Origin of the sequence: Shinella yambaruensis (genome assembly GCF_022899355.1) — a bacterium.
Classification (GTDB): Bacteria; Pseudomonadota; Alphaproteobacteria; order Rhizobiales; family Rhizobiaceae; genus Shinella; species Shinella yambaruensis.
This window is the reverse complement of the sequence record NZ_JALJCK010000009.1, coordinates 266994-279015: the sequence shown is the minus strand read 5'-3', so window position 1 is coordinate 279015 and position 12022 is coordinate 266994. Positions and strand designations below refer to the sequence as shown.

Genomic DNA, 12022 nt, shown 5'->3' with positions numbered 1-12022 from the left:
AAACTAGAGAAGGGGATCGAGGATGAAGGGCTTGTCTTCGACCTGCTCGACCTTCTTGCCGTCGACGGTCTTGTAGACCGGCTGCGCGCCGCCCGGCAGGTCGAGATCGCCCTTGCGGCCGCAGGCGGTCAGAACCGCTGCGGAAAGGCAGAGCACGAGAGCCAGCCTGCCGATATCGATGCGTGTCATGAAGCGTTCCCTGGAATGCCGGTGATCGGGTGGGCACCATCCTTAGCGAATTCGCCCGCCCTTGTGCACCCTTAATCTACTGATGAGTCCTGCAAGCAATCTGATCAGTTCCGCTGCCGCCACCAGGCGATCTGCTTGCGGACCTCCAGGGGCGCGGTGCCGCCGAAACTCTTGCGGCTCGCAACCGAGGCCTCGACCGTCAGGACGTTGAAGATGTCGGCGGTGATGGCGGCATGGATCGCCTGCAGCTCCTCGAGCGACAGGTCGGCAAGGTCGCAGCCCTTGCCCTCCGCCAGTGCCACGGCGCGGCCCGTCACATGATGCGCGTCGCGGAAAGGAAGTCCCGCCTCGCGCACCAGCCAGTCGGCAAGATCGGTGGCGGTGGAATAACCGGACCCGGCCGCCGCCTTCATCCTGTCGGTGCGGATCGTCATGTCGCGCACCATGCCGGTCATCGCTGCAATCGCCAGCTCGATGCTCTCGGCCGCGTCGAAGACCTGTTCCTTGTCTTCCTGCATGTCCTTGGAATAGGCGAGCGGCAGGCCTTTCATGACCGTCAGGAGCGCGATCAGCGAGCCGTTGATGCGGCCGGTCTTGGCGCGCACCAGCTCGGCGGCGTCCGGATTCTTCTTCTGCGGCATGATGGAGGAGCCGGTGGAGAAGGCATCCGACAGGCGGATGAAGCCGAATTGCGGCGTCGACCAGATGACGATCTCCTCGGCAAGGCGCGACAGGTGAACGCCGGCAATCGCTGCGATCGACAGGAATTCCAGGGCGAAATCGCGGTCCGACACGGTATCGATGGAATTGCGGGTCGGCTCGCGGAAGCCGAGCGCCTTCGCCGTCATGTGCCGGTCGATATTGTAGCCCGTGCCGGCAAGCGCGGCGGCACCGATCGGGCTTTCGTCGAGATGCTCGATGGCGTGGCGCACGCGCTGGCGGTCGCGGCCGAACATCTCGACATAGGCCATGCAATGGTGGCCGAAGGTCACCGGCTGGGCGGTCTGCAGATGGGTGAAGCCCGGCATGACGGTCTCGGCATGCTCCTCGGCACGATCGAGGAAGGCCGATATCAGACCCGTCAGCGCCTTCTCCGTCTTCTGCAGCTCTTCCTTCACCCAGAGACGAAAGTCGAGCGCCACCTGGTCGTTGCGCGAGCGGGCGGTGTGCAGGCGGCCGGCCGCGGGGCCGATCAGCGTCGCCAGCCGCGCCTCGACATTCATGTGGATGTCTTCCAGCCGGCGGGAGAACTCGAAACTTCCGCTTTCGATCTCTGACAGGATCGTGTCGAGACCGTGAACGATCTTTTCCTTATCGTCCGCCGAAATGATGCCCTGGTGGGCGAGCATCTCGGCATGCGCCTTTGAGCCGCGGATGTCCTGGGCGTAAAGCTTCTTGTCGAAGCCGATGGAGGCATTTATCTCCTCCATGATCGCATCCGGTCCCGAGGCGAAACGGCCGCCCCACATCTGGTTCGAGGATTTCGTCTCGGAAGTGCCGTCAGCCATGGGTCCCGTCCTGGAGAATGAAATGACAGTGAAGAAGAAACTCGGCCTGCCGGCAGGAAAGCTCATCGCCATTGCCGGGCTCGCCGGACTTCTCGCCGGTGGTGCTGCGATATACGTGAAGGAAAGCCTGTCTGGCAATGGCGCGGTCGCTTCCGCCGATCCCGCCGCCTGCGCGGCCGCCGCGGCGAAGGCCGAAGCCCTGACGCCCTTTTCCAAGGGGCAGGTCGCCGCCATGCGCACGGTGGACGCGCACCGCCCGCTGCCCGATCTCGTCTTCGACGGCCCCGACGGCAAGAAGAAGACGATCGCCGATTTTTCCGGCAAGACGCTGCTCGTCAACCTCTGGGCCACCTGGTGCGTTCCGTGCCGCGAGGAGATGCCGGCGCTCAACGCGCTCGAAAAGGAGCTCGGCAGCGACAGGTTCGAGGTCGTGGCGATCAACATCGACACCGGCGACGACGAGAAGCCGAAGGCCTTCCTCACCGAAACGGGCGTCAACGAACTCGGCTACTACCGCGATGCCTCGATGGGCGTCTTCAACACGCTGAAGAAGGAAGGCCTCGCCTTCGGCCTGCCCGTCACGTTGCTGATGGACGACAAGGGCTGCCTGATCTCGGCGATGAACGGCCCCGCCGCCTGGGACAGCGACGACGCCAAGGCCCTGATCAACGCCGCGCTGGCGGCGCCGAAAAGCTAAGCCGCAGCCGGAGTTTCCCTCACGCCGCCGGATAGGCGCGTGGCCGCCGAATGTCGAGGAAACCCTCCTCGCCCTTGCCGTACGGGAATTCCGGCGCCGTATCGAACTCGACCGGCTGGCCGCTGCCCGTCAGGGCCAGCACGCGGCGCGAATCCGGCCGGTCGATGACGCGCACGATCTTCGCGGCAATGCCTTGCCCCTCCTCGTGCCAGGTGACGTCGGCCGGGCGGAACAGGATCTGGCCGCCGCCATCCGCCACGCCGCCGGCCTCGAAGGCCACGCCATCGACATAGGCCTTGCCGCCACGGATATCCGCATCGAGCCGGTTCGCATCGCCGAGGAAGTTCATCACGAAGGCATCGGCCGGATTGCGGCAGACCGTCTCGGGCGTCCCCTCCTGCACGATCTTGCCCTTGTTCAGGATGACGACCCGGTCGGCAAGGTCCAGCGCCTCTTCCTGGTCGTGCGTGACGAAGAGCGTGGTGATGCCCAGTTCGTCATGAATTTTCCGAAGCCAGCGGCGCAGGTCCCGCCGCACATTGGCGTCGAGCGCGCCGAAAGGCTCGTCGAGCAGCAGCACGCGCGGATCGACGGCGAGCGCCCGGGCGAGCGCCACGCGCTGGCGCTGGCCGCCGGAGATCTGGCCGGGAAAGCGGTCCTTGAGGCCGCCGAGCTGCACGAGATCGAGCAGTTCGGCAACACGCTTGGCGATCGCCTCGGGCGAACGCTTGACCTTGGAGACCTTCATGCCGAAGGCGATGTTCTCGCCGACGGTCATGTGCGGGAAGAGGGCATAGTGCTGGAAGACGAAACCGACGCCGCGCTCGCGCACCGGAATGTCGGTGGCATTCTCCTCGCCGAAATAGATCGCGCCGCCATCGGCATATTCGAGGCCGGCGACCATGCGCAGGATCGTCGTCTTGCCGGAACCGGACGGACCGAGCAGCGCCACCAGCTCGCCGCTCTCGATATCGAGCGACACGCCGTGCACGGCGCGAAAGGTCTGGAACTCCTTGACCACGTTGGTAAGGCGGATCTTCACGGTTTTACCTCCGGGTGATGCTGTCGGCGCCGGCCAGCTGAGAGGGGCGCTGGACGCGGCCCGCGCCCTGCCGCTCCAGCGCCACCTTGGCGATGAGCGTGACGATGGCAAGGCCGGCGAGAATGGATGCGGCGGCGAAGGAGCCGGCCGCGTTGTAGTCGTGATAGAGCAGCTCGATATGCAGCGGCAGCGTGTTCGTCTGGCCGCGGATATTGCCCGAAACGACGGAAACGGCACCGAATTCGCCCATTACGCGCGAATTGCAGAGCACGACGCCGTAGAGCAGCGCCCACTTGATGTTCGGCAGCGTGACGGAGAAGAAGGTGCGCCAGCCGCTCGCCCCCAGCGACGTCGCCGCCTCCTCGAGGTCGCGCCCCTGCGCCTGCATCAGCGGGATCAGCTCGCGCGCCACGAAGGGCGCCGTCACGAACATGCTGGCCAGCACGATGCCCGGCAGCGCGAAGAGGATCTTGATCTCTGCCGATTGCAGCGCCGGGCCGAACAGGCCCTGCAGGCCGTAGACGAAAAGATAGGAGACACCCGCCACGATGGGCGACACGGAGAAGGGCAGTTCGATGACGACGGTGAGCAGCCGCTTGCCGCGGAAATCGTGCTTGGTGATGGCCCAGGCCGCCGCGACGCCGAAGGCCGTGTTGACCGGCACCGCGATCAGCGCCGTGACGACCGTCAGCAGGATCGCGTGCCGCGTATCCGGATCGGCGATCGAGGCGGCAAAATAGCCGACACCACGCGAGAAGGCCTCGACGGCGATGACGACGAGCGGTGCGACGATCATCAGCGCGACCAGCACGAGCACGAAGGCGAGCAGCGTGCGGCGGAAGACCGGATTGTCGCCGACGCGGGGCGGCTTGCCCTTTCCGTGATGCGCCATGGTCAGCCCCTTGCCGTGTAGCGCAGGGCGCGGGCCTGCATGAAATTGGTGACAGCCAGCATGACGAAGGCCGTCAGCAGCATGACGGAAGCGATCGCGGCGGAGGCCGGGTAGTCGTATTCCTCCAGCCGTATGAAGGCGAGCAGCGCCGTGATCTCGGTGGAGAACGGCTGGTTGCCGGCGATGAAGATGATGGCGCCGAACTCGCCGAGGCTGCGGGAGAAGGAGAGCGAGACACCGGCCAGAAGCGCCGGCGCCAGGAGGGGCAGGATGACGCCGGTGAAGATCGACAGGTCGCTCGCCCCCAGCGTCTGCCCCGCCTCTTCCAGCGCCGGATCCAGCTCCTCCAGCACCGGCTGCACCGTCCGCACGATGAAGGGGATGCTGGTGAAGCTCATGGCGACGATGATGCCGAGCGGCGTGTAGGCGACCTTGATGCCGAGAAGCGAAAGCGGACCGCCGAACCAGCCGTTGGTGGCGAAAAGCGTGGTGAGAGCGATGCCAGCGACGGCCGTCGGCAGCGCGAAGGGCAGATCGACAAGCGCATCGACAAGCCGGCGGCCGGGAAAGCGGTAGCGCACCAGCACCCAGGCGAGCGACAGGCCGAAGACAAGATTGAACACCGTCGCCGCCAGTGCGCAGAGCACCGTGACCCGGTAGCTGGCGAAGGCGCGGTCCGACGAGACGATGCGCCAGTAGTCCTCAGGCCCGAGGCTCGCCGCCTTGAAGACGAGCGCGGCCAGCGGCAGCACGACGATAATCGCCACATAGACGAGGGTTATGCCGAGCGCGAGCGGCAATCCGGGCAGTACACGCCGTCTCAAGAGGCGCTTCCTTTCTCAAGCAATGTCATGAAAAGCATGGGGACGCACTGTTCCGCCGGGATTTGCGCCCTTTTCACGCCACAACCGGCGGGGTTTTCGCCCGCCGGTCGCAATAGAACGAAGGTCGAGGGATCAACGGCTGCCGTAGATCTTGTCCAGCGTGCCGCCTTCGGCGAAGTGCTCCTCGGAGATCTTCTTCCAGCCGCCGAAGACGTCATCGACGTTCACCAGGCGGATCTCCGGGAACTGGTCCTTGAACTCGGCGGCAACCGTCTCGTCATGGACGCGGTGGCCGAATTCGGCGGCGATCTTCTGGCCTTCCGGCGCATAGAGGAAGTCGAGGTAGGACTTTGCAAGATCCCGGCTGCCCTTGGCGTCGGCCACCTTGTCGACGATGGCGACCGGGAATTCGGCGAGCAGCGAGACGGAGGGCACGACGCTCTCGAACTTGTCCTCGCCGTACTGCTTGGCGATCGACTTGGTCTCCGCCTCGAAGGTGATGATGACATCGCCGATCTCGCGCTCGACGAAGGTCGTCGTCGCCGCGCGCCCGCCCGTGTCGAAGACCGGCACGTTGTCGAAGATCTTGGTGACGAATTCCTCGACCTTGACCGGGTCGTTGCCGAACGCCTCCTTGGCATAGGCGGTCGCGGCAAGATAGGTGTAGCGCGCATTGCCCGAGGTCTTCGGGTTCGGGAAGATGACCTTCACGTCGTCGCGGGCAAGGTCGGACCAGTCCTTGATGTTCTTCGGATTGCCGGCGCGAACGAGGAAGGAGGGGAAGGAGTAGAAGGGCGAGGCACTGTTCGGGAACTTCTGCTGCCAGCCTTCCGCGACGAAGCCGTTCTTCACGAGGAAGTCGATGTCCGTCACCTGGTTGAAGGTCACGACGTCGGCTTCGAGGCCCTCGACGATGGCGCGCGCCTGCTTGGAGGTGCCGCCATGCGACTGGTCGACGGTGACGCCCGGATGCGCCTTCACGAAGGCCTCGTTCTCGGCAGCGAAAAGCTCGCGCGCCACGTCATAGGAGGCGTTGAGCAGCTTGTCGGCGGCCTGCGCGGAGAACGGAGCGGCGAGGCCAAGGAGAGCCACGCCGAGAAGGAGCAAACGTTTCATCTGAAAAAACCCCGAATGGAACCTGAATTCGGGCAGACAATAGCGACCGGCCGGTTCCGATCCGAGGCATGGCCTGCCGTGGCGCTTGCAGCAGGCGAAACATTTTTCCCTGAAAGGGACGGCTCGGGGAATGTCCGGCCGCTCAGCGCGTCGGGACCGGGACCTCGCCGCGATAGTCGTAGAAACCGCGGCCGGACTTGCGGCCGAGCCAGCCGGCCTCGACATATTTCACCAGCAGCGGGCACGGACGATACTTCGAGTCGGCGAGCCCGTCGTGCAGCACCTGCATGATCGACAGGCACGTATCGAGGCCGATGAAATCGGCAAGCTGGAGCGGGCCCATCGGATGGTTGGCGCCGAGCTTCATCGCCGTGTCGATGGCTTCCACCGAGCCGACGCCCTCATAGAGCGTGTAGATCGCCTCGTTGATCATCGGCAACAGGATGCGGTTGACGATGAAGGCCGGGAAATCCTCCGCGACGGTGATCGTCTTGTCGAGCTTGGCGACGAATTCCTTGGCGGCGGAGAACGTGCTTTCCTCGGTCGCGATGCCGCGCACGAGCTCCACCAGCTTCATGACCGGGACGGGGTTCATGAAATGGATGCCCATGAAGCGTTCCGGCCGGTCGGTGGCGGACGCCAGCCGGGTGATCGAGAGCGAGGAGGTGTTGGTCGCAAGGATCGCTTCGGGCTTCAGCACCGAACAGACCTGGCCGTAGATCTTGCGCTTGACGGTCTCGTCCTCGGTCGCCGCCTCGATGACGAGATCGGCGTCGGAGAGGTCGTTGATGTCTGCCGACCCCTTGATCAGGGCGAGCGCCTTCTTGCGCTCCTCATCGGTCATCTTGCCGGAGGAAACCTGGCGGGCGAGGTTGCCGTTGATCGTGGCGAGCCCGGTCTCGATGCGCTCCGGCGACAGGTCGTAGATATGGACCTTGTATCCGGCCATGGCAGAGACGTGCGCGATCCCGCATCCCATCTGGCCCGCACCGACAATACCGACGTTCTTGATCATAGCGCCTATCGCCCCATCGCACCGCCTACGCCTCTACCGCGTCGGCAAAAAAACACCGGGCCGGCGAGCCGGCCCGGTGAAGTGATAAAGCGCCGCGACGCATTTTTCCAGTGAAATCATCGTCGCGAAAGCCGGACCCAAAGCCGGCTCAAAGCGCCTTTTCGAGTTCGGGCAGGGCGTCGAAGAGGTCCGCGACGAGGCCGTAGTCTGCGACCTGGAAGATCGGCGCCTCCTCGTCCTTGTTGATCGCCACGATCACCTTCGAATCCTTCATGCCGGCAAGGTGCTGGATCGCGCCCGAGATGCCGCAGGCGATATAGAGCTGCGGCGCAACCACCTTGCCCGTCTGACCGACCTGCCAGTCGTTCGGCGCATAGCCCGCATCGACCGCAGCGCGGGACGCGCCGACCGCCGCACCGAGCTTGTCGGCGACCGGAAGGATCACCTCCTGGAACTTCTCCGACGAGCCGAGCGCACGACCGCCCGAGATGATGATCTTCGCGGACGTCAGCTCCGGACGGTCCGACGAGGAGAGGGCGTCGGAGACATGGGTGGAAAGGCCGGGGTTCGCCGCGGCCGAGACCGTCTCGATCGCTGCGCTGCCGCCTTCACCTGCCGCGGCAAAGGACGCCGTGCGCACCGTGATCACCTTCTTCGCATCGGTGGACTGGACGGTCTGGATCGCATTGCCCGCATAGATCGGACGCTTGAACGTGTCGGAGGAAACGACCTCGACGATCTCCGAGACCTGCGCCACGTCGAGCAGGGCGGCAACGCGCGGCAGGACGTTCTTGCCGACCGAGGTGGCGGCCGAGACGATGGCGTCATAGCTGCCGGCAAGCGACACGATCAGCGCGGCCAGCGGCTCGGCGAGGTTGTTGGCAAGGCTGGCGTCCTCGGCGACGAGCACCTTCGTCACGCCCGAGAGTTTTGCCGCCTGTTCGGCCGCAGCCTTCGCATTGCTGCCGGCGACGAGCACATGCACGTCGGAGCCGATCTCCGCGGCCGCCGTCAGCGCCTTGGCGGTCTGGTCGGAAAGGTGGGCGTTGTCGTGGTCTGCCAGAAGAAGAATGGCCATGGTTTAGTTCTCCCTTTCCGCTCTCAGAGCACGCCGGCTTCGTTCTTGAGCTTGTCGACCAGTTCGGCGACGCTCTTGACCTTGACGCCCGCCTTGCGGCCGGACGGCTCCTCGGTCTTCAGCACCTTTAGGCGCGGGCTCGTGTCGACGCCGAAGTCGGCCGGCGTCTTCTTGTCGAGCGGCTTCTTCTTCGCCTTCATGATGTTCGGCAGCGAAGCATAGCGCGGCTCGTTGAGGCGAAGGTCCGTCGTGACGACGGCCGGAAGCTTGACCTCGATGGTCTGCAGGCCGCCGTCGACCTCGCGCGTTACGTTCGCCGAGCCATCGCCGATCTCGACCTTGGAAGCGAACGTCGCCTGCGCCCAGCCGAGCAGCGCCGACAGCATCTGGCCGGTCTGGTTCGAATCGTCGTCGATCGCCTGCTTGCCGACGATGACCAGACCCGGCTGTTCGGCTTCCGCCACGCCCTTGAGGATCTTGGCGACCGCCAGCGGCTCGACGGCATCGTCCGTCTCGACCAGCACCGCCCGGTCGGCGCCCATGGCGAGCGCCGTCCTCAGCGTCTCCTCGGCCTTCGCCGGGCCGATCGACACCACGACCACTTCCTCCGCCTTGCCCGCCTCCTTCAGCCGAAGCGCCTCTTCCACCGAAATCTCGTCGAACGGGTTCATCGACATCTTCACGTTCGCAAGCTCAACACCAGAGCCGTCCGACTTCACACGGATCTTCACGTTGTAGTCAACGACACGCTTGACTGGCACCAAGATCTTCATGGCTTCCTTCCTTCAAATGCCCGCGAGGGAAAATGCGCCTTTGAAAGGCGCCCTGATTGTCGGTTGGCGACATCGATACGCGTTTTTTCCCCAATTACAATGCATCACGGCCTCCCCCGACGCGAAAACGGACGGGTTATAAATTACCTTTACGTTCACGTCAATTTTTCCATCATGACGCGCTCACCGCCCCCAGTGGGTCGGCGGCACGGAGGGCCGGGAGGCAGCCTCCTCGCTGGCAACGGGCGTCGCCTCGACATGCCGCACCGCCTTCGGCGTGACGATGGTCCGGTCGAACAGCGGCACGCCCCGACGCCGCAGCACGAGCACGAGAAGCGCGCCCGCGAGGATACCGCCGACATGGGCGCCCCAGGAAACGCCGCTGTCGCCGTCGACCACCAGCATGTAGAACTGCTGGGCGATCCAGAAGGCGAGCGGAATGACCGCGGGCAGCGGCAGGGGAATGCGGAAGAACACCAGCACCCAGACGCGCACCTTCGGATGCAGCAGGAAATAGGCCGCCACCACGCCGGAGATCGCCCCCGAGGCGCCGATCAGCGGCGCCTCCGAATCCGGCTGCACGAGGCCGTGCACCAGCGCGCCGGCCGCCGCGCAGAGGAGGTAGAAAAGGAGGAAGCGGACATGGCCGAGCGCATCCTCGACATTGTCGCCGAACACCCAGAGGAACAGCATGTTCGAGGCAAGGTGCATGAAGTCCCCATGCAGGAACGCATAGGTGATGTAGGTCGCGTCCTCCGGCACCAGCACGAGACTGGGCTCCAGGTCGGCGAAATCGAAGACGACCGCGGGGATATAGCCGAGGCCGACCACCGTCGCGTCGGAAAAGGCCTGCGTCGAGGCAAGGCCCGTCACCAGCCAGACCGCGACATTGATCACGATCAGGCTGATCGTGACATACTGCACCTTGATGTATTTCAGGGCGTTCGCATCGTGCAGCGGTATGAACATGGATCCCCTTCCCCGAGGCGCGCTGGAAGCGAGCTTACCTGTTCTGACCCGGAACCCACAATATGTCCGTACGCCCCTTGTCGTTGACCCAGCGCGCGGCGACGAAGAGGAAGTCGGAGAGCCGGTTGATATAGGCCGCGGCCGCGGCCGAGACCGCCTCGCCCTCGCAGGCCTGCAAGGCCACGATCCGCCGCTCCGCCCGGCGCGCCACGGTGCGCGCAAGGTGCAGGGCCGCCGCCGCGGGCGTTCCGCCCGGCAGGACGAAGGAGCGCAGCGGCTGAAGATCGGCATTGAGCAGGTCGATTTCCCGCTCCAGCCGGTCCACCTGGGCCTGCGCGATGCGCAGCGGCTCGTAGTCGAGCCTCTTGCCGGTCTCCGGCGTCGCCAGGTCCGCCCCGAGGTCGAACAGGTCGTTCTGGATGCGCATCAGCATCGCGTCGAGATCGGGATGCTCGGCAAGATGCTGGCGCACGAGGCCGATGCAGGAATTGGCCTCGTCCACCTCGCCATAGGATTCGACGCGCAGGTCATGCTTCTTGCGGCGCGGCCCGGCGACGAGGCCGGTCGTGCCGTCATCGCCCGTGCGCGTGTAGATCTTGTTGAGCTTGACCATGTTCCCCTCAGCGCCCGCCGCCCGTGATCCAGAGCGTCAGCATGATGAGGACGATCGCGATCGCCTGCAAGAGCACGCGAAGCTGCATCAGCTTGTTCGAGGTATTGCCGCTGCCGCCCTTGGCCATGTTGACGAGACCGCGCACCAGCACGATGGCGACGAGGCCCATGACGAGCAGGGTCATGAAGGTGAGGAAGGAAGACATGCCAACGATCCGATTTGATTTCCGTCAGCCCTATTCACATAGGGCATTCCGCGCAAAGTGCACGCTTTTTGCAGGCGAAACCCCTGCGACGCCGCGCCGCGTCAGCCAAGCTTGCCGATGATTCGGTAGAAGAGCGCCGCCGGCAGCAGCTTTTTCAGGAGCACGCCCTGCTTGGCCGGCGTCGTGACGATATAGTGCGGCCGCGGCGTTTTCGCCGTCAGCGCGTGGCGCAGCACCGCATGCACCGCCTCGGGGCCGAGCTTTCCGCGCGCGGGCTTTGCCTCGCCGCGCAGCCGGCGCAACTGGCGGCGATACTCTTCCGCATGCACGGAATTTTCGAGATCGATGTTCCGCTCGATATGCGTCAGCGCGTTGGCCGTGAAGCGCGAGGCGATCGGCCCGGGCTCGATGAGGCTGACATGCACGCCCGAGCCCGCAAGCTCCATGCGCAGTGTCAGCGACAGGGCCTCGAGCGCGAATTTCGAGGCGTTATAGGCGCCGCGCCAGCGATAGGGCACGATGCCGAGGATCGACGAGCACTGCACGATGCGTCCAGAACCCTGCCGGCGCATGACGGGAATCACCCGCCGCGTCAGGTCGTGCCAGCCGAAGACATTGGTTTCGAACTGCATCCGCAGCGCCTCGACCGGCAGGTCCTCGACGGCACCGGCCTGGCCGTAGGCGCCGTTGTTGAAGAGCGCATCGAGCCGGCCGCCGGTGCGCGCCAGCACGGTCTCGACAAGCGCGGCGATCGTCTCCGGCTTCGTATAGTCCATCAGCAGCGCCTCGATGCCGTCGGCCTCGAGGCTCGCCAGATCCTCCTGCCGGCGCACCGTCGCGAAGACGCGCCAGCCTTCCGCCTTCAGCGCCCGGGCGCAATGGGCGCCGATGCCCGAGGAGCATCCCGTGACGATGATGCTCGGCGGCGTTGACGCATTTGAAGAAGGCATGGCGGTTTCCTGTACAAATCTGCTCGTGTTTCCCATATTCACCACCAGTGCCGCACGTCGTTCCGATGCACGGGCGCGTGGCGGACCATAATCCGGGTCGCCCTTGAACCGATCCCGATGTAAGGGGTTATGCCCGGGCAGACAATGCGAG

14 protein-coding genes are annotated in these 12022 nt (G+C 65.0%); 1 reads left to right on the top strand and 13 read right to left on the bottom strand.

The features are described from left to right. Window positions 1-3: 3 nt before the first annotated feature. Window positions 4-189, bottom strand: a complete 186-nt coding sequence (gene lptM / locus MUU56_RS21870) for an LPS translocon maturation chaperone LptM (RefSeq protein WP_244769387.1) — start codon at window positions 187-189, stop codon at window positions 4-6. A 104-nt stretch (window positions 190-293) separates the two neighbouring features. Further along, window positions 294-1697, bottom strand: a complete 1404-nt coding sequence (gene argH, locus MUU56_RS21865) for an argininosuccinate lyase (protein WP_244769386.1) — start codon at window positions 1695-1697, stop codon at window positions 294-296. Window positions 1698-1719: 22 nt separating this feature from the next. On the opposite strand from argH, the gene tlpA reads away from it, so the two are divergent. Then, complete coding sequence (gene tlpA, locus MUU56_RS21860) at window positions 1720-2394, top strand: thiol:disulfide interchange protein TlpA (protein ID WP_244769385.1); 675 nt, start codon at window positions 1720-1722, stop codon at window positions 2392-2394. Between the two features lie 19 nt (window positions 2395-2413). Here tlpA and MUU56_RS21855 read toward each other — a convergent pair whose 3' ends face one another. The 11 genes from MUU56_RS21855 to MUU56_RS21805 form a co-directional block, all read right to left on the bottom strand. After that, window positions 2414-3436, bottom strand: coding sequence for a sulfate/molybdate ABC transporter ATP-binding protein (locus tag MUU56_RS21855; protein WP_244769384.1), 1023 nt, complete (start codon window positions 3434-3436; stop codon window positions 2414-2416). A 4-nt stretch (window positions 3437-3440) separates the two neighbouring features. Beyond that, window positions 3441-4328, bottom strand: a complete 888-nt coding sequence (gene cysW, locus MUU56_RS21850) for a sulfate ABC transporter permease subunit CysW (protein ID WP_244769383.1) — start codon at window positions 4326-4328, stop codon at window positions 3441-3443. 2 nt (window positions 4329-4330) lie between these two features. Beyond that, window positions 4331-5152, bottom strand: coding sequence for a sulfate ABC transporter permease subunit CysT (gene cysT, locus MUU56_RS21845; protein ID WP_244769382.1), 822 nt, complete (start codon window positions 5150-5152; stop codon window positions 4331-4333). A 132-nt stretch (window positions 5153-5284) separates the two neighbouring features. After that, entirely contained in the window at window positions 5285-6268 is a 984-nt protein-coding gene (cysP, locus tag MUU56_RS21840) for a sulfate ABC transporter substrate-binding protein (RefSeq protein WP_244769381.1), read from the bottom strand. A gap of 142 nt (window positions 6269-6410) precedes the next feature. After that, the gene (locus tag MUU56_RS21835; RefSeq protein ID WP_244769380.1) at window positions 6411-7283 is read right to left on the bottom strand and encodes a 3-hydroxybutyryl-CoA dehydrogenase; all 873 of its coding nucleotides are present in this window, start codon (window positions 7281-7283) and stop codon (window positions 6411-6413) included. 148 nt (window positions 7284-7431) lie between these two features. After that, the gene (locus tag MUU56_RS21830; protein WP_244769379.1) at window positions 7432-8361 is read right to left on the bottom strand and encodes an electron transfer flavoprotein subunit alpha/FixB family protein; all 930 of its coding nucleotides are present in this window, start codon (window positions 8359-8361) and stop codon (window positions 7432-7434) included. 23 nt (window positions 8362-8384) lie between these two features. After that, on the bottom strand, window positions 8385-9134 hold the full coding sequence (locus MUU56_RS21825) for an electron transfer flavoprotein subunit beta/FixA family protein (RefSeq protein WP_244769378.1): 750 nt from the start codon (window positions 9132-9134) through the stop codon (window positions 8385-8387). A gap of 183 nt (window positions 9135-9317) precedes the next feature. Then, complete coding sequence (locus MUU56_RS21820; RefSeq protein ID WP_244769377.1) at window positions 9318-10103, bottom strand: rhomboid family intramembrane serine protease; 786 nt, start codon at window positions 10101-10103, stop codon at window positions 9318-9320. 34 nt (window positions 10104-10137) lie between these two features. Continuing rightward, window positions 10138-10716 (bottom strand): cob(I)yrinic acid a,c-diamide adenosyltransferase, encoded by a 579-nt coding sequence (locus MUU56_RS21815; protein WP_244769376.1) that lies wholly within the window; start codon window positions 10714-10716, stop codon window positions 10138-10140. A gap of 7 nt (window positions 10717-10723) precedes the next feature. After that, window positions 10724-10921 (bottom strand): twin transmembrane helix small protein, encoded by a 198-nt coding sequence (locus MUU56_RS21810; RefSeq protein WP_023514935.1) that lies wholly within the window; start codon window positions 10919-10921, stop codon window positions 10724-10726. A gap of 101 nt (window positions 10922-11022) precedes the next feature. After that, window positions 11023-11871: an SDR family oxidoreductase gene (locus MUU56_RS21805; protein ID WP_244769375.1), complete on the bottom strand. Its 849-nt coding sequence runs from the start codon at window positions 11869-11871 to the stop codon at window positions 11023-11025. Between the last annotated feature and the right edge of the window lie 151 nt (window positions 11872-12022).